The 17996-nt window shown below is 60.4% G+C and carries 15 protein-coding genes and 1 tRNA gene; 7 read left to right on the top strand and 9 right to left on the bottom strand.

Going from position 1 to position 17996, the window contains the following annotated elements; all coding sequences use genetic code 11:
• Nucleotides 1–115: 115 nt before the first annotated feature.
• Together ahpF and F1002_RS00820 are read left to right on the top strand one after the other, a co-directional pair.
• Entirely contained in the window at nucleotides 116–1669 is a 1554-nt protein-coding gene (gene ahpF / locus F1002_RS00825; protein WP_150427137.1) for an alkyl hydroperoxide reductase subunit F, read from the top strand.
• 72 nt (nucleotides 1670–1741) lie between these two features.
• A complete protein-coding gene (locus F1002_RS00820) occupies nucleotides 1742–2230 on the top strand; it encodes an acyl-CoA thioesterase (RefSeq protein ID WP_150427136.1) in 489 nt (162 codons plus the stop codon).
• 82 nt (nucleotides 2231–2312) lie between these two features.
• On the opposite strand, the gene F1002_RS00815 is transcribed toward F1002_RS00820, so the two are convergent.
• The 5 genes from F1002_RS00815 to F1002_RS00800 form a co-directional block, all read right to left on the bottom strand.
• Nucleotides 2313–2774, bottom strand: coding sequence for a hypothetical protein (locus tag F1002_RS00815; RefSeq protein WP_150427135.1), 462 nt, complete (start codon nucleotides 2772–2774; stop codon nucleotides 2313–2315).
• Between the two features lie 3 nt (nucleotides 2775–2777).
• Nucleotides 2778–3650: a DUF6731 family protein gene (locus F1002_RS00810; RefSeq protein ID WP_150427134.1), complete on the bottom strand. Its 873-nt coding sequence runs from the start codon at nucleotides 3648–3650 to the stop codon at nucleotides 2778–2780.
• A 1364-nt stretch (nucleotides 3651–5014) separates the two neighbouring features.
• The gene (locus F1002_RS00805) at nucleotides 5015–5527 is read right to left on the bottom strand and encodes a hypothetical protein (RefSeq protein WP_223879409.1); all 513 of its coding nucleotides are present in this window, start codon (nucleotides 5525–5527) and stop codon (nucleotides 5015–5017) included.
• Nucleotides 5505–7703 carry a hypothetical protein gene (locus tag F1002_RS21120; protein WP_223879408.1) on the bottom strand — a complete coding sequence of 733 codons (2199 nt, stop codon included), beginning with the start codon at nucleotides 7701–7703 and terminating at the stop codon, nucleotides 5505–5507. Before F1002_RS21120 ends, F1002_RS00805 begins: the two co-directional genes overlap by 23 nt.
• Before the next feature lie 100 nt (nucleotides 7704–7803).
• Nucleotides 7804–7880 (bottom strand) — tRNA-Met (locus F1002_RS00800).
• Between the two features lie 119 nt (nucleotides 7881–7999).
• On the opposite strand from F1002_RS00800, the gene miaB reads away from it, so the two are divergent.
• The 5 genes from miaB to lnt are packed head-to-tail and all read left to right on the top strand — an operon-like array spanning nucleotide 8000 to nucleotide 13023.
• A complete protein-coding gene (miaB, locus tag F1002_RS00795) occupies nucleotides 8000–9337 on the top strand; it encodes a tRNA (N6-isopentenyl adenosine(37)-C2)-methylthiotransferase MiaB (RefSeq protein ID WP_150427132.1) in 1338 nt (445 codons plus the stop codon).
• Nucleotides 9318–10310, top strand: coding sequence for a PhoH family protein (locus F1002_RS00790; protein WP_150427131.1), 993 nt, complete (start codon nucleotides 9318–9320; stop codon nucleotides 10308–10310). Before miaB ends, F1002_RS00790 begins: the two co-directional genes overlap by 20 nt.
• Nucleotides 10311–10365: 55 nt before the next feature.
• Nucleotides 10366–10731 carry an rRNA maturation RNase YbeY gene (gene ybeY, locus F1002_RS00785; RefSeq protein ID WP_370452081.1) on the top strand — a complete coding sequence of 122 codons (366 nt, stop codon included), beginning with the start codon at nucleotides 10366–10368 and terminating at the stop codon, nucleotides 10729–10731.
• A 5-nt stretch (nucleotides 10732–10736) separates the two neighbouring features.
• Complete coding sequence (locus tag F1002_RS00780) at nucleotides 10737–11582, top strand: HlyC/CorC family transporter (protein ID WP_150427129.1); 846 nt, start codon at nucleotides 10737–10739, stop codon at nucleotides 11580–11582.
• Nucleotides 11563–13023 carry an apolipoprotein N-acyltransferase gene (gene lnt, locus F1002_RS00775; RefSeq protein ID WP_150427128.1) on the top strand — a complete coding sequence of 487 codons (1461 nt, stop codon included), beginning with the start codon at nucleotides 11563–11565 and terminating at the stop codon, nucleotides 13021–13023. Before F1002_RS00780 ends, lnt begins: the two co-directional genes overlap by 20 nt.
• Nucleotides 13024–13261: 238 nt before the next feature.
• On the opposite strand, the gene msrA is transcribed toward lnt, so the two are convergent.
• The 4 genes from msrA to F1002_RS00755 all read right to left on the bottom strand — a co-directional run bounded on the left by msrA (nucleotide 13262) and on the right by F1002_RS00755 (nucleotide 17982).
• Entirely contained in the window at nucleotides 13262–13810 is a 549-nt protein-coding gene (gene msrA / locus F1002_RS00770) for a peptide-methionine (S)-S-oxide reductase MsrA (protein WP_150427127.1), read from the bottom strand.
• A gap of 70 nt (nucleotides 13811–13880) precedes the next feature.
• Complete coding sequence (locus tag F1002_RS00765) at nucleotides 13881–14567, bottom strand: transglycosylase SLT domain-containing protein (RefSeq protein ID WP_150427126.1); 687 nt, start codon at nucleotides 14565–14567, stop codon at nucleotides 13881–13883.
• A 164-nt stretch (nucleotides 14568–14731) separates the two neighbouring features.
• A complete protein-coding gene (locus F1002_RS00760; protein WP_150427125.1) occupies nucleotides 14732–17308 on the bottom strand; it encodes a PEP/pyruvate-binding domain-containing protein in 2577 nt (858 codons plus the stop codon).
• Nucleotides 17305–17982: a TetR/AcrR family transcriptional regulator gene (locus F1002_RS00755; RefSeq protein WP_223879407.1), complete on the bottom strand. Its 678-nt coding sequence runs from the start codon at nucleotides 17980–17982 to the stop codon at nucleotides 17305–17307. The genes F1002_RS00760 and F1002_RS00755 overlap by 4 nt, the downstream gene beginning before the upstream one ends.
• Between the last annotated feature and the right edge of the window lie 14 nt (nucleotides 17983–17996).

Here is a 17996-nt window from a genome sequence, read left to right as displayed (position 1 = left end):
CGCCAACAGAGATTCAAAGAAATAAAGAAACCCGCCGCCCCCCGGCGGCGGGATTTCACTGCAATGCCCCGACCTGCGGGCCATTGCAGTGAAATTCAGCAAAGGGAGAAAAACCATGCTTGACGCCAACATCAAGGCCCAGTTGTCGGCCTATCTCGAAAAACTCCAACGCCCGATCGAACTCGTCGCCTCTTTCGACGACAGCGCCAAGGCCCGCGAAATGCGCGACCTGCTGGTCGATATCGCCAGCCTCTCCGCCAAGGTCAGCCTGCGCGAGAACGGCAACGCCGCCCGCCGTCCCTCCTTCGCCATCGGCCTGCCCGGCGAAGCGCCGCGCATCCACTTTGCCGGCATCCCGATGGGGCATGAATTCACCTCGCTCGTCCTCGCCCTGCTGCAGACCGGCGGTCATCCGCCCAAAGTCGAGCAGTCGGTCATCGACCAGATCAAGGCACTGCCCGGCAGCTTCGACTTCGAAACCTACATCTCGCTGTCCTGCCACAACTGCCCGGATGTCGTGCAGGCGCTCAACCTGATGGCCGTCCTCAACCCCGGCGTGACGAGCACGATGATCGACGGCGCGATGTTCCAGGACGAAGTGAACGCCCGCCAGATCATGGCCGTGCCGACCACCTACCTGAACGGTGCCGAATTCGGCGCCGGGCGCATGCTCATCGAGGAAATCCTCGCCAAGGTCGACACCGGGGCAGCCGCCCGTGCAGCCGAAGAACTGGGCAAAAAGGACGCCTTCGATGTGCTCGTCGTCGGCGGCGGCCCGGCCGGCGCCGCGGCCGCCATCTACGCGGCCCGCAAGGGCATCCGCACCGGCATCGTCGCCGAACGCTTCGGCGGCCAGGTCATGGATACGCTGGGCATCGAGAACTTCATCTCGGTCAGCCACACCGAAGGCCCCAAGCTGGTCGCCGCGCTGGAACAGCACGTCAAGGACTATGAAGTCGACGTCATGAACCTGCAGCGCGCCGCCAAGCTGACCCCGGGCGAACTGATCGAAGTGGAACTGGAAAATGGCGCCACGCTGAAGAGCAAGTCCGTCATCCTCGCTACCGGCGCCCGCTGGCGCGAAATGAACGTGCCCGGCGAAAAGGAATACAAGGCCAAGGGCGTCTGCTTCTGCCCGCATTGCGACGGCCCGTTGTTCAAGGGCAAGCGCGTCGCGGTCATCGGCGGCGGCAACTCGGGCGTCGAGGCGGCAATCGACCTGGCCGGCATCGTTGCCCACGTCACCCTGCTCGAATTCGCCGACACCCTGCGCGCCGATGCCGTCCTGCAGAAAAAACTGTACAGCCTGCCCAACGTCACGGTCATCAAGTCGGCCCAAACGACCGAAGTGACCGGCGACGGCCAGAAGGTAAACGGCATTGTCTACAAGGACCGGAACAGCGAGGAGGTCAAGTTCGTTGAGCTGGAAGGCATCTTCGTCCAGATCGGCCTGCTGCCCAATACCGACTGGCTGAAGGGAACGGTCGACCTGAGCCGCTTCGGCGAAATCGAGATCGATGCCAAGGGTCACACCTCGGTTCCCGGCGTCTTCGCCGCCGGCGACTGCACGACCGTGCCTTACAAGCAGATCGTCATCGCCATGGGTGCGGGCGCCACCGCCTCGCTGTCGGCCTTCGACCACCTGATCCGCAGCTCGGCTCCGGCCTGATTCGCCCATGTCTTAAACTACGGCCAGCGACGGCAACCCGTCCCTGGCCGTTTTTCTTTCGGAAACCGCAAAATGGACTTACCAAAACACCAACTCGCCATGACCGTGCTGATGACACCGGACATGGCCAATTTTTCCGGCAACGTCCATGGCGGCACCATCCTCAAGCTGCTCGATCAGGTTGCCTACGCCTGCGCCAGCCGCTACGCCAGTCAGTACGTCGTCACGCTGTCGGTCGACCAGGTCATGTTCCGCCAGCCCATCCACGTCGGCGAACTGGTGACCTTCCTCGCCTCGGTGAATTACACCGGCAACACCTCGATGGAAATCGGCGTCAAGGTCCTGGCCGAAAGCATCCGCGACCAGGTCGTCCGCCACGCCAATAGCTGCTTTTTCACAATGGTGGCAGTTGGCGACAACGGCCAGACCACCCCGGTCCCGCCGCTCGAACCCAAGACCCCGGACGATATCCGTCGCTATCAGGGGGCTCAGCTGCGCCGGGAACTACGCAAGGAATTCGAGACCAAGCACAAGCAACAGCTAGCCGGCAGCACTGGTTAATTTCAGAGCGTATCCTCATCGACAAAAAGCAATGTGATTTGCATATGGCTGCGTTGGACTGAGAAATTTGATGTTGTGGCGACTATCCAGCGCCATTCGACGATGATGACATGGCTTGAAATATACGGATCAGAATTTCAATAATCCGCACAATTGAAGCAATACTGAATAGTGAAATCCCAATCAAAACGGTCGAAGCAAGGGTTGGTATACCCGTGTTTTCCTCTATCCAGAAATAAGAAGCGACGCAAGCAGCTGCTAACAAAAGGCAACTGTATATCGCATTTCGAAGATATCCGAACAACAGAGAGGTCTTATTGCGTCTCTCAATTTGCCTCCCGATTGCGCTCGACCCCAGCGTCATTAATATTGACAATGCAGTAGTCAGGAAGCCCGCACAGACCGATGCCGCAGAAATTACTGCTGACAAGAGCTCTTTCGCAAAAGCGGCGGGAATCGATAGGTCGTTAAACCACCATATAAAAGCAGCGATTGAACCCACAACATATGGGGCAAACCGCTCGATGGTTAGTTTGCTGATCATTATTTAAGTCAACGTATCGAGCCAATACCTACAGGATTGGCGCAATAAGTTAATTTTGGACGCCAAGGTGTAACGATGGTTGAATACCTGCAGAGCGCTATCGGAATACCTTAACTTGATTTTGTGTTCAATCAGATTGATGACTCTATCCTGATCAGTAGCCGCCTGATCAGCAGACTTGACCTTCAGTACCGATACGTCATCACTCCTTGCCAACACTCGATCAATAAAGCCACGAATATTCTGAAGATTCAGTACGTGCCCCTTTTTATGGGCCTCATTAGCACATAGTTTCAGACTCAAGCGTTGCGCACCAACGCCACTAGTTGCCTCATACACAGACTCACCAACCATCTCGCCCGTTTCAAAAGCACCGACATTTGCGGTGATCTCGACCTCGGCAAAGTTAGGCATAGCTTGCATTTTTTCGAGGGCAGACTGATCTATCTTTGGGGCGATAGTGTAGAAAAAGTGTCTGTCACTGCCCGGATCTAGTGCATTGAAGTAGGTCGCCATTCTGCTTGGACCAATTCCATAGTGGTTGTTCAAGACCAGAATCCAGTTTTTTGCTGGGATATAAAGGGCTGCGGTTTCCTCGCCGAATAGTTCATCCGGGCTGAGCCCGACATCGGAGACAGGGTGGTCTGCTGCCATTTTGCCAGGTCCAATTTCCCGCGCCTTTGCAAAATTCAGCAGATACACCACGAAAGGGAGAACAGTGTCTGGTGGATGCTTGTCGATATGCTCAAGACGCACATCCGTCCGAAGCCGTTGATCCAAGGTCAAGGCGGCGAATTCGTCGAGGGTAGCGCTTAATGGTTGCGTACCTTCTGTTCTCGACACCTCGAATAAATTGACAGTTACCTTCCTGCTCATGCATCCCTCCCAAGATCAATAGCGAGATTGTTTCACCTTCAGCAACAGACGCCAATAGAAAATTGGCATACACAATAGGCATACGCAAGGGAGCCGGAAGGGCAGCAAACAGGGCGGTACTGGACCAGAAATGGACCAGAAAGCAAAAAGCCCAACCGGTTAGGGTTGGGCTTTCGCATGTATTGCTGGTGGTGATGGGCAGAATCAGGGCTTGAATCGAAAAACTAATGAAAACAAGGCACTATTTTTGGCTCACAAAGCTCATGAGCCACAATTCCAACCTAAATTTGAGCCACAACCCCTAGAGCCATGACTCAAACACCTCCAACTTACCGGGGCGCATTATACAGACTTTAAAAAAAAACACCAAATACAAGCAGTTTTTGGTTGTCACCTGTTCGATTCTGCCTCTTTGGAGTCAAGCTGTTAGCACTTCGTCAGCCTGCCGACTCTAGGGCAACCAGGGAGCAGCTCAAGGCATCAGCGGACGTTAATTCCGAACATCCGCCAGCAGGCATACACGCCCGTTATATTTGTGATAATTTGAACATTATTGACAAAAATGTCGCGCGGCGATAAATTCCCAAATCTAGCTGAGCGCAAGGCTCAACCTTCACTCTCGTACAGCCCATGGCCACGAGCTGCTGACTACCCAAAGGCATTACTGCCAATGGGATTACTACGCCCTTTGGGATTGGTCAGCGCTGTTCGGGAGTTATTGGTTCATCAGAACCAATTCAGTCAAGCCGTTCTGGTTCGACTTTCTTCCTTTCCAGTGCTTGTTCTTTAACAACTCGGATTTGCTTTACATCGCGTTCGCTGTGCGTGTTCCGCACTTGTTCCGATGTTCCGATGTTCGCCGCATTCGATTGCGGCATTTAGCAACACCTTTGGCCGGCTATCTGCCAGCCAGGCTTCGGCGCGTCTGCGCCAGCCGAAAACCACTTCGCGGGCCGGTGCCGACCAGTGTCCCTGCCCCACCCAACAATCAAGCAACCAAAGAATTGAAAGAAAACCATGAGCACAAAACTCGACATGCAGAACTTCCTAAAAACGATGAATGACGACGAGATGTACATTTGCATCAACGAGGTCATCTATACCTGGAACGGCAACAACTGGATGCTCATCTCGGACAAATATGGCGAAGCAGCCACCTTGGCCTGGATTAAACGCCGGGTGCCAGATTCCCTTTCCCGCAGCACGGCTCGCCAAGCGTGGGAAACCTTAAAACTTGACCTACTGGCAAGCAGCCCCAAGGTAAATCGACATCGAGTACTCATCCCGTGCCAGGGCGCTTACGTCAGTATCAATGAGGATGGGGTTATCACGACCATGCTCCCTGACCGCGTGCATCACTGCACTTACTCCCTTGCATGCAAATATGACCCAAGCGCCACACGCCCCATGAGCACTCTCGTATCTGAACTCGCCTCAGGAAGCGGTACCGTGACGGCTCGTTGATATTGGGGCACCTCGGGCTTGAACACGTTCGTTCGTATGTAGACCTGAACAGCGCCGGCCAGTGAATCCTGCGCACGCAACTTCTCAGCCGCTTTCGCAACGTAATTGGCAACCGCCTCCTCAAGCTCCGACAACTCATAGACCAGTTGGCCGAACGACCGGCTCGACATGATTTGCTGCTTCCCGGGCACCACCTCCTGTAGCTCCAGGCAGGACACACCACGCAGCTCGCGTACTGTCCGTTCAACGACAACAGAGAACTTGGTCCGCATCAGTTCCGCGTCGGCATCTCGTAGTTGCCGAACGGTACGAATGCCAATCGCTTCAAGCCCAGCATTTATCTTTCGCCCGATGCCCCAGACCTCACCGACTTCGATGCGCTCGAATAGCTCATCCAGTGCTGCAAGCGTCATCGTGGTTAAGTCGCACACCCCATTGGCACCCGCCAGATTCTTCTTGGCAGCGTGATTGGCCAGCTTCGCCAATGTCTTGCTCTGCCCGATGCCGACGCACACTGCCAGCCCCAGCCAGTCGGCTAAGTGGTGCATCGTCTAGAGTCGTGTAGTGCGGACTTTGATTTAATCGGTATCTAATTCGCTGACTATTTCCGCCCTCACCAATTCGAAAAGTCATTGAGGCGCCATCCGCATTTACGACAATGTCCGTTACTTCGAGGTCCAATAAGCATGTCCTAACAAGACCATCCCCTTCACCAATGAGCACCAAAGGATTGTCCCTGTAAGCAGCCTTAGGCCAGTCAGCCATGCATGTGGAGGCAGGAATTTTCAGAAGCGTTTCCCCGTATGACAACAGGTCTAGGCCTGACCGACCGATGCTTACCTGGTCAGCGGTTATACGTTCATGTAGCGCACGCATCCAGTCCAGGATGTCGGGAATTGAGAGTTTTCCATTTGACCAGACACGGCCTCCGGCGCTTGCACCGATGATTTCGGTCTCGCCGTTGACCTGCCCGCGGCCCATAAAGTGGCCTTGTGCGAAATTTGCGGCGTCGGTATCTCTGACTCCCCGGTCTGCATTGCTACCGTAATCAGCCGACGAGCCCCTTTCCATCTTTCTTCCAGTAATGTACTGAGCGGCCGAGGTGTCCAATCGACCGTTGCGGCGCGCCGTTTCCCAGCAATGTCTAAAACAGTGCATGCCAACAAGACGCCCTTCAGCCGGTGACAACAACTGCTTTGCATGCGCCACAAACGCCTCGCCGAATGTGGCGCCGCGCGAGAAGCATGGGAATAAGCGCTCTAACCCGGACGCGCGTGCTGCCTCGACATAATCCTTGAAGCCCAATTCAATCAGTTTCGGGTGAATAGGGGTTGAACGCTCAGAGAGTTTTCGATGCTTTAACTTCTCTCGAATGGAGTTCTCACGGATATGCATAACGAGCGAGTCACCCCAATCCTCGATGTCTCGAACTTCAAGCCCGGCAATCTCTTCCAGACGAGAACCGTGGAACAACGCAAGCAATGGAAGCCAATAGCCAGCCTGAACGCTTACAGCACGCTCTGTGCTAACAGGCGGGGCACCAAACAGCTTTTTAAGCTCGTCGATGCTGAACTCTTCCCTTGATGTACCCACCTTACTATCATCAACACGAACCTGCAGGCCCACGAATGGGTCGGCTACCCCTGGAGGAATCTTGGCGTTGATTAAACTCTCCCGCCAGATAGACCCGGCTTGAGTCAGTCGACTTTTTGCCGTCCGTCGCGCCAGGTTCTTAAACATCCCATCCCGCCAGGCAACGACTGCAGCCTTCGTCAATCCGGCAGGTGTGCCTTTGGCCGACTCAGCGAGACTATTCCAAGCAATCCGATAGTTTGCACGGCTCGCCTCACTCAAATTCGGCCGTTGGTCAAAGCTGTACTCAAGCGCTTGTTGCCACGTCCAGATTTCACCTTTGTGGGGTTGTACAGGGGTTGGGACATGCGCTTCAACACGCCGCTTTTCCATAGCGATTACGAAGCGCCGAATAGCATCAGCGAACGGGAGAAGTGCTGGCCCTGGGTCAGTGATGGTTTTGCCGGTGTGCTGGTAGAGCGCAAACGTAATCGGACCAATCCAGTCCTTAATGAGTTTTGCCTGGCCTTGCGGTGTCAGTGGAGGCAAATCGGAAGCGGACCAATGATGCCGGTCAGACTGACGCTCTTCATCGTCCTCGTCTGCTGGCGCTGCGCCACTGAAAGCCTGGTCGAATGCCCTCTGCAGGCTGCTATTGAAGACGAGCTCATCAGTCCCGAGAAGACTCACATACATCGACTCTGCGGCGAAGCGTATTTCTTCCGGCGTTGGCGCCCCGGGCTCCAGCGGCTTAGCCGGTGCCCAGTCCTTCATTTTGGGCCTGAACACACCGGCCGCGGCATCCTTGGCGGCTTCATCGAGAAGGTGGGCGTACTTGCGCGCCAGTTGGCCGGCGACCTTGACGTCAGAGGTTTCCAGGGAAAAACGAACATAGCCATTGGCGTGAACCGATTCTTTTCGGTCATCCAGGTAAATCGTATCGCCAGGCTTGAGGGGGGAAGGGGCACGTCTGCGGAAGCAGAATACATTGCCGCGGCGCTCAACATACTTGGGCATTTTGGACTCTTTCTGAGCCACAGTTTGAGCCACACCCATGAGCAAAAAAACTCCTGTTATTCTGAGGGTTTCTCATAATAACAGGAGTTTATGTATGCTTTGGTGGTGATGGGCAGAATCGAACTGCCGACCTATGGGTTATGAATCCATCGCTCTAACCGTCTGAGCTACATCACCACACTTGGAGGGCGCGAATTATAGAGGGGCGACGGATGGATGGTCAACCGCGTTATAATGCGCAACTTTTCTGCGGCCGGCTTGCCCAAGCGGCACCCACTGATTTTCAAAGCATTTCCATGACCAAGAAGCTTTTCATCCGCACTTTCGGGTGCCAGATGAACGAGTACGATTCGGACAAGATGGCCGACGTGCTCAACGCCTCCGAAGGCGTCGTCAAAACCGACAACCCCGAAGAAGCCGACATCATCCTGTTCAACACCTGCTCCGTGCGCGAAAAAGCGCAGGAGAAGGTTTTCCACGACCTGGGCCGGGTCAAGCACCTGAAACAACAGAACCCGAACCTGGTCATCGGCGTCGGCGGTTGCGTCGCCAGCCAGGAGGGTGACGCCATTGTCGCCCGCGCGCCTTACGTCGATATCGTCTTCGGCCCGCAGACCCTGCATCGCCTGCCGCAGCTCATTGCCGAACGCAAAGAAAAGGGCAAGGCAGCCGTGGACGTCTCCTTCCCGGAGATCGAGAAGTTCGACGCCATGCCGCCGGCCGAAGTAAAGGGCGCCACCGCCTTCGTGTCGATCATGGAAGGTTGTTCCAAGTTCTGCACCTTCTGCATCGTGCCCTACACCCGTGGTGGCGAGGTATCGCGTCCATTCACCGACGTGCTGACTGAAGTGGCCGACCTGGCCGCCCATGGCGTCGGCGAAGTGACCCTGCTCGGCCAGAACGTCAATGCCTACCGTGGCGACATGGAAGGTACCGACGAGAAGGCCGACCTCGCGATGCTCATCGAGTACATCGCCGAAGTCCCAGGGATCGAGCGCATTCGCTACACTACCTCACATCCGCGCGAAATGTCGCAGCGACTGATCGACACCTACGCCAAGGTGCCGAAGCTGGTGTCGCACCTGCACCTGCCGGTGCAGGCTGGTTCCGACCGCGTGCTGGCGGCCATGAAGCGCGGTTACACGACGCTCGAATACAAGTCCATCATCCGCAAGTTGCGTGCCGCGCGGCCGGACATCTCGATGTCCACCGACTTCATCGTCGGCTTCCCGGGCGAAACGGACGAGGATTTCGAGAAGACCATGAAGCTGATCGACGACGTCGAGTTCGACGCCTCGTTCTCCTTCATCTACAGCCCGCGCCCCGGCACGCCGGCGCTGGAACTGGAGGACAACACGCCAGCCGAGGTCAAGTCGGCCCGCCTGTCACGCCTGCAGAAGCGCATCGACGAACTGGCGCAAGCCGTCAGCAAATCGATGGTCGGCAGCGTGCAGCGCGTCCTGATCGAAGGCACGTCGAAGAAGGATGCCAATGAACTGGCCGGCCGCACGGACAATAACCGCATCGTCAATTTCGCCGGCAATCCGCGCCTGATCAACACCTTTGCCGACGTTCGCATCACCGAAGCGTTGCCGCACAGCCTGCGAGGCGAAATTGTCATCAGCGAAGGTTAAGCCAGCCCCGAAACAAAGACCGGTCGAGTTCGCCCTCGCGCCGGTCGACAACACCTTGCTGGCCAACCTGTGCGGTCCGCTCGACGAGAACATCCGGCAGATCGAAACCGGTTTCGACGTGATCATCCGTCGCCGCAATGAACGTATCTCGATCACCGGCGAAAAGGCGCAACTGACGGCGGATGCCCTCCGCCACTTCTATGCCCTGTCGCGCGAACCGCTGTCGGTCGATGAAATCCAGCTCGGCCTGATCGAATTCCTCAACGCTCCGGTACGCCGCATCTCGCGAAGCGCAGAAGGGCCGGTGGACGGGCCGCAACTGGTTACCCGCAAGACCGAATTGCACGGCCGCACGCCGCGCCAGGTCGAGTATCTGAAGCAGATCCAGGAACACGACATCACCTTCGGCATCGGCCCGGCCGGCACCGGCAAAACCTACTTGGCCGTCGCCAGCGCCGTCGATGCCTTCGAGCGTGACTTGGTCGAGCGCATCATCCTGACCCGCCCGGCGGTCGAAGCTGGCGAGCGCCTCGGTTTTCTGCCTGGCGATCTGACGCAGAAGATCGACCCCTACCTGCGCCCGCTATACGACGCGCTGTACGACCTGATGGGCGCCGACCGCGTCGCCAAGCTGTACGAAAAGCGCGCCATCGAGATCGCCCCGCTCGCCTTCATGCGCGGCCGCACGCTGAACCACGCCTTCATCATTCTCGACGAAGCGCAGAACACGACGCCGGAACAGATGAAGATGTTCCTCACCCGTATCGGTATCGGCGCCAAGGCCGTGGTGACCGGCGACGTGACGCAGATCGACCTGCCCAAGGGGCACAAGAGCGGCCTCAAGGAGGCCATCGAGGTGCTGCGCGACGTGCGCGGCATCGCCTTCACCCAGTTCAAGAAGGAAGATGTGGTGCGCCACCCGCTGGTCGCCCGCATCGTCGACGCCTATGAAAAACGCCAGCAATCGGCTTAACCTGTCCGTGCAATATGCCTGTAACCGCGAGGGCCTACCCTTGCGGGCGGATTTCGTGCGCTGGGCCCGCGCTGCGCTGGTCGGCGGCGGCGAAGTGACGATCCGCCTGGTCGATGCCGAAGAAGGCCAGGCCTTGAACAACGAGTACCGCGGCAAGGATTACGCAACCAACGTGCTGTCCTTCCCCTATGAAGTCGAACCGGTAACACAGGGCGACCTGGTCATCTGCCCGAGTGTCGTGGCACGCGAGGCGGCCGAGCAGAACAAGCCGCTGGCGGCGCATTACGCCCACCTGACGGTGCATGGTATGCTGCATTTGCAAGGCTGGGATCATGACAATGACGATGATGCCGACGCCATGGAAAACGAAGAAAAGGAAATCCTCGCCGCGTTGGGCTATCCCGACCCGTACGCCGCCTGAAAAATATGGACAGTGACAGTAAACCGAGTTTCATCGAACGACTGACTTCCCTGCTGCTGCGCGAACCCGAAGATCGCGAGCAGCTGCTTGAAATCCTGCACTCGGCCTACGAGCGCAACCTGATGGACGCCGATGCGCTGACCATCATTGAAGGCGCGCTGGCCGCCTCCGACACCCGCGTCACCGACGTGATGATCCCGCGAGCCCAGATGGACGTCATCGACGTCGACGATCCGATGGACGAGATCGTCAAGACCGTCATCGAGGCCGCCCACTCGCGCTTTCCGGTCGTCGATGGTGACCGCGACAACGTGCTCGGCATCCTGCTCGCCAAGGACCTGCTGCGCATCCATACCGAAGAGAGCTTCGACCTGCGCGACTGGCTGCGCCCGGCCGTCTTCATTCCGGAATCGAAGCGCCTGAACGTGCTGCTGCGCGAATTCCGCGTGTCGCGCAACCACATGGCCATCGTGGTCAACGAATACGGCGGCGTCGCCGGCCTGGTCACCATCGAGGATGTGCTGGAACAGATCGTCGGCGACATCGAGGACGAATACGACTTCGACGAAGCGCACGACAACATCCGCCAGGACTCGACCGGCCGTTACCGTGTCAAGGCGCGCACGGAGATCGAAGACTTCAACGAAGCCTTCTCGACGACCTTCTCCGACGACGAGTTCGACACCGTCGGCGGGCTGGTGCTGCGCCATCTTGGCCGCGTCCCCAAACGCAACGAGGTCGTCGACATCGACGGCATGCGCTTCCAGGTACTGCGTGCCGACAGCCGCCGGCTGTACACCCTGCTCGTCGATCCACCCAAGCCGCAGACCGGTGCTGACGAGACTGCCTGAGCGGTCGCCGGCACGCCTTGCCCTGGCCGCCCTGTTGGGCGCGGCGGGCGTGCTGTGTTTCGCCCCGCTCGAACTGTTCTGGCTGGCACCGGCCGTCTGGGCAGGTTTCTTCGCCCTGCTGCGGCGCGCCGAATCACCCCGCCAGGGGTGGCTGACCGGGCTTGCCTTCGGGCTCGGCTTCTTCCTGTGCGGCGTGTCTTGGGTCTATGTCAGCCTGTCCGTATTCGGCGGCATGCCGTGGTGGCTGGCCGGGCCGGCGGCCTTTCTGTTCTGCACGGTCATGGCGCTGTTTCCGATGGCCGCCGGCTGGGTCTTCAAGCGCTGGCAGCCGGCCGGTTTCTGGCAACAGGCAGCCCTCTTCGCGGGCCTGCTCGCCGCCGGCGACTGGATACGCAGCTGGCTGTTCACCGGCTTTCCATGGCTGGCCATCGGCTATTCGCAGACACCGCCCAGCCCGCTGGCCGGCTTTGCCCCGCTGCTTGGCGTATTCGGGCTGTCGGCGCTGCTTGCGTTGAGCGGCGCCCTGTTGCTGCGCTGGCGGATCGGCTTGCCGATGCTGGCCGTGCTGGCCAGCGCCGGATTCGCCCTGCGCCAGATCGAATGGACGACGCCCCAAGGCGAACCGGTCAGCGTCGCACTGATCCAGGGCAACATCCCGCAGGAAATGAAGTTCCGGCCCGAGGCCTTCGTCCGCACCCTGAACCTCTATCGCGAACTGATCGAGGCCAATCCGGCGCAATTGACGCTCCTGCCGGAAACCGCCTTCCCGGTCTTCCTCGAGCAGTTGCCGGAAGCCTACATCGACGCGCTGAAGTCGCTGGCCGGCCGCCAGAACGGCGACGTCATCTTCGGCACGCTGACGGGCGACGGCAACGCCTATTACAACAGCGCCGTCAGTCTCGGCGCCTCGCCGCTGCAGGCTTATAGCAAGAGCCACCTGGTGCCCTACGGCGAATTCATCCCGCCCGGCTTCGCGTGGTTCATGGCCTACGCCAACATCCCGGCCTCGTCCTTCTCGCGCGGCCCGGAAAAGCAGGCGCCGCTGGCCGTTGCCGGACAGCAGGTGGCGGCCAACATCTGCTACGAGGACGTTTTCGGCAGCGAGATCATCCGCGCCCTGCCCGAGGCGGGCATCCTGGCCAACCTGTCGAACACCGCGTGGTTCGGCGATTCGCTGGCCCAGCCGCAACACCTGCAGATCGCCCGCATGCGCGCCCTGGAAACCGGCCGCCCGATGTTGCGCGCCACCAACACTGGCATGACCGCCATCGTCACCCCGGACGGCACCGTGCAGGCCGCCCTGCCGCCGTTCACGACCGGCGTGCTGAATGGCAGCATCCGGGCCCATGGCGGCATGACGCCGTACGGCCGGCTGGGAGATTGGCCGGCCATCGCCCTGATCGCCTTGTTGCTGCTGGCCGGACTGGTGCGCAGACGCTAGAAATTGTTTGCTGGCACGCTCCATGCAGAGAGGAAGGCATCAACCCTCTGCAGGAGCACACATCATGGACGGCGGACTGACCGAAATCTTCCTGGGCGTCACGGCCGGGGCCTTTTCACCGCTTGCACTGATCGCCAGCTGGGAATTGCTGCGTCGCACCAAAAAGAGTCGTCCCGAATAATTTCCGCACCAGCGTGGTCAGCAGACCGACCCGAAGCCGCCTCAGTGCGGCCCCGGATCAGCCTGCCTTGAGGCGATCGGCGAAGGCCTTGCGCAGCTTGGCCGCCTTGGGTCCGACAACCGCCACGCAATAGCCCTGATTGGGGTTGCGGCGGAAATACTGGTGATGGTATTCCTCGGCCTGGAAGAAGGTCGTCGCCGCTGTCACCTCGGTCACGACAGGCGCCGACCAGATGCCTTCGGCGTTCAGGCGGGCGATCAGGACCTCGGCCGTCGCCCGCTGCCCCTCGTCGTGGAAGTAGATGGCCGAACGATACTGGGTGCCGACATCGTGGCCTTGCCGATTCAAGGTCGTCGGGTCGTGAATGGTGAAAAACGCCGTCAGCAGGGTTTCGTAATCGATGATGGCCGGATCGAAACGGAGCTGCACCACTTCGGCATGCCCGGTATCGCCGCGACAAACCGCCTCGTAGTTCGGACGTGGATCATGGCCGCCCATGTAGCCGGGCAATACGGACACAACGCCCTCGAGTTGCTCGAAGGCAGCCTCCAGGCACCAGAAACAGCCACCTGCCAGGGTGGCTACGGACAGTTGGGCTTGCTCCATGGCTCTACGTATCGTGGGGATGCTGCTCCGACCTTGCTGCGCCGAAGGAGTTCCCGCGACCGACGGGGTATCAGGCAGCGCGCAAACGCTGTGCCGCCTGCTCCAGACGCTGACGCTCGGCCAGCACCTTGCCGGCATAACGCCGGCCGGCATCGCCGAGGGCACCGCCGAATTGCTGCAAGCCTTCTTCCAGGCCACCCTGCCGGCGAATGGACTCTTTCAGCACCCGCGCCCCGATCTGGACATTGGTAACCGGATCGAGGAAGGAAGCACTCTCCTCCGGCAGCTTGTCCTGATGGAAGCGCGGCACCACCTGCATCAGCCCTTGGGCGCCAAAGACGCTTTGCGAGAAGGGGTTGAACCCCGACTCGACGCCAATGACGGCGATGATCAGCAGCGGGTCGATGTGCAGTTCCCGACCGATGGCCTGCGCCGTCGCGAAAATGGGCTGCACCGCCTCGGTGGAGACCTTGTAGCGGCGGGTCACGTAGTCCATGGCACCACGCAGACGCGGCGCCAGCACCTCGGCAGAGGCATCTTCATCAGCCTCGACCACATCGACTTCGTCGACCAGCACTTCTTCGGCCGGCCACAATTTCTGGATCAAGGGCACGTCGGGGCCGATGAATCCGCTCTGGATGCCGATCACCCCGGCAATGAAAACCACGCCGGCAGCCATCAGCAATTTTTGGAAAACCACCATCACCAGCGCGGAAACACGCTGCAGGGAAGGCGAAGTAAGGGTCGTAGCGTTCATGCGACCTCCTTGACTGTTGCCACTGCGAAAAACGACCTCGCAGCGAACGGTTACAGGGGGGCACGACATCGGCGGGAAGCAAGAGGAGGGAAGGTTTCCCGAAAGCGAGGCCAGGAGAAAACAGGCGCCGCGTAGCCGATGTTGCACCGCAACATCAACCCAGTTTATTGATTTAGTTGATCTAGGTCAACCAAACCCCTTTCATCTAACGAATTGGATGTTGCGTCGCGACAACACGACAGTCGGCTTACCGTTCCCTGCAAGCCGTTCACTTCAACCTCGTCACCGTCTTCGAGTATCGCCAGAATGCCCGGCAGGTTAACCACCGCCGGCAACCCGAATTCGCGCGCAACGATGGCGCCGTGCGACAGGTAGCCACCGGTTTCGACGACCAGTCCGCCAGCCTTGAGGAACAAGGGCGTCCAGCCGGGATCGGTGGATGGCGCGACGAGAATCTCGCCGGGCTGCAGGGCCAGCCCTTCGGACGGATGGCGCAGGCGGCGGACCCTGCCCCGTACCACGCCGGTGCCGGTGGCGACGCCACGGAACACTCGCCCGTCGCCCGGTCTCACCGATCGCGCCTCCATCGCTTGCGGCACCTGCGCCGTTTGTCCGTGCGGCACCAGCGCCAGCCATTCGCGCGGCTCGGTCGCCTGCCAACGGTCAAACAGCGCCCCGCGATCCGCCACACGGGCGCGCAGCCCGGCCAGGGGCAGGCTGCCCAGAGCATAGCGCTCTACCTCGCCGGGCATCAGATGAAAGATATCGCCGGGCCGGTCGAGCGCCTTCTCGCCGACCAGCCGCTCACCAATCAGCAGCCACAGACGCCGGCCGGCCGACAGCAACGAAACGATCGCGCTGCGCGCCGCCTCGCGCCGATTGCTGTCGCGATTCGCAGCCTTGACCTGGGCGCGCAGCAGGGGCCGGTACCAGAACGGCAACTCACGACGGATGCGCTCCCACGCCGCTGCGGCCGCGGCTTGCTGCCGGGTGCGCATCGCCTGAGCATCGACCTCGGCCAAGGCCGGCAGCTGTTCGAGCAGGCGCTCGGGCTGCTCATGCCAACGCGGGCTGCGCAGATAGGTTTCGTAGTGACCGCGATGCCCGTATTGATCCAGGAAGGCCGCAAAAGCCCCGGCAAAGCACGGATCGTCCAGCCACGACTTTCCGGGCGCCACCGACTTGGACAGGCGGGCCAGTTCGAGCAGCGCGTACCCCTGCTGCGCCGTCACGCTCGGCTCGCCGCCGGCCAGCAGCGCCGAGCCGATGGCCGCACTCTCGCCGGGGAAGGCCCGCTCCAGCGTATCGAGCAGCAAGCTCAAACTGCTGCCGCCCGAGCCTTGCAGGAAGAACATGCCGACAAATTCGCGGGCCGGCCGGAGCAGGCGATGAAGCAATGCCGTGATATCGGCATTGCTTTCCGGCAAGGGTGCATTGCGCAACTCGCGGGCAACGGCCAGCGCCTCGGCCACCTCTGCATCGCCGCGGCGCCCCATGGCCGGGGCATGGCGTAGGTAGCGCAGCGTGTTGGCGCCCCTCGCCAAGCGCTGGCGCCAGGTCGGCAGTGCCGTGGCGATGACCGGCTGGTGGCCGCCCATCAGGGCATTGATACGCTCGGGCGGCAGGCCGATGCCGTCCCAGGCCTCCCACTGCATGATCGATGCTTCGAGGTAGAGCCTGCCGTCGAACAGCCCGGCACGCTGCACGCCGGGCAACAGCGGGTAGCCGGCCAGCTTCCAGCCCTGCTCGAGCAGGTCGTTGCAGCCGCGGCGAGAGAAATTCCAGTCCATCGCCTGCAAGGGCTCGGGCACCACTTCGCAGGTATTGCCACGCGTCCAGATCGCCGGCTGCTGGCGCAAGCTGGGGTAGGTATAGTGCGGCCGCCGGGTCACGGGCCGCGCCTGGGTCAGCCAGAATTGCCCGCCATCCCACACCCATTCGAGGTCGTAGAAAGGCTCGACGAAATCGCAGGCCAACGCCGCATCGCGCAGCAACGCCGCCAGTAATTCGGCCCGCACATTCTCCAGTACCCGGGCCGCCGCCCGTTCAGCAGGAACCGCGAGCCGCTGCGTGCCGCCTCCGGGTGCCGGGACGGACATCGCCGCCTTGCTGCCCGAGCGGGATTCGATCAGGCGCCAGGTATCGGTCGAATCTTCGGCAAACACATACTCGTCGCCGGCCGCTTCGCCGCCAACCAGCGTTTCACCGAGCCCCCAGTGGGCATGGACGACGATACGGTCGTCACGGCCGCTGATCGGGTCGCAGGTGAAGCCGATGCCCGACGCCTGGGCAGCGAGCAGCGGCATGACGACCACCGCCATCACCGGCTCGCCTTGAATCTGCAAACGCTGACGATAGGCGGCGGCCGTCGGCGTATCGAGAGAGCTCCATACGTCGGCCACCGCGTGGACCAGCGCCGATGCGCCGGTCACATTCAGGCAGGAACGATAGATCCCGGCAAAGGAGGCATTTGCCGCATCCTCACCGACAGCCGACGACCGTACGGCAAGCGCCGTTTGCTGCCAGCCGCGGGCAGCCAGTTCGTCCTGCAATTGCTGGAGCAAGGCAGGCGCCACGCCATCGTTCCGCTGCCGGCTCCACGCGGCGGGAATGACGAAGAAATCGGGCACCGGCAGGCCGTAGCGCCTTAATTGCCCGAGTCGCCAACCCTTCCCGCCGACCTGTTCCGGCGTAGTCAGCGATGTTTCGCCAGCCGAAACCAAGGCATATTCGCTGATCATCGCCGCCCTCCCAAGCCGTTGCAGACCAGATCGAGCATGGTGACGAACTCGGCGGCCAACGATAGCCGTTCGTCGCTCAGGCAGCGCAACAGGGTGGCCAGGTGGGCGAATTGGAAGTGCATCGCCAGCACGGAGGCCGGCAGATCGGCGCGGAAGTCGCCTACCGCCTGGCCCTGCGCGATCAGCTCGGCGAAGATCAGGTCCATGCCGCTGCGTTCGCGCCCGTCGGCGGGCAGACGATGATCGGCCAGGCGATAACGGACGTAGGGCAGCAAAAAATTTCGTCGGCTCTCGCACCACGCCGCCTGCAGTTCGAGAAAGCGCGCCAGTCGCGCCCGCCCGGCTGCCGCCTGCGCCAGTTCCGGCTGGATGGCCGCCCAGGCCTCGCGCAATTCACCGTGAAAGACATGGCGCAGCAAGGCCTCCTTGACCGGGAAGTGCCGGTACAGCGTGACCTTGGAGACATCGGCCGCCGTCGCGATGCGCTCCATGGTCACCGCCTCGAAGCCCTCGATCTCGAACAATGCCCACGCGGTATCGGCCAGATGATCGAGTTGCTGCAAGCGCTTGCGTTCGCGACGGCCGGCTTCGGCCGGAAGATCGACGCTCGTGTTGACCTGCTTCGCCATGCTGACGACTCCTTTCCTGAACATCGGTGCGACGACGATCGCCATCGCCACAATTTCAT

Origin of the sequence: Dechloromonas sp. CZR5 (assembly GCF_008711155.1) — a bacterium.
Classification (GTDB): domain Bacteria; phylum Pseudomonadota; class Gammaproteobacteria; order Burkholderiales; family Rhodocyclaceae; genus Azonexus.
The sequence above is the reverse complement of the archived record's forward strand: the minus strand, read 5'-3'. Positions and strand labels throughout refer to the sequence as shown.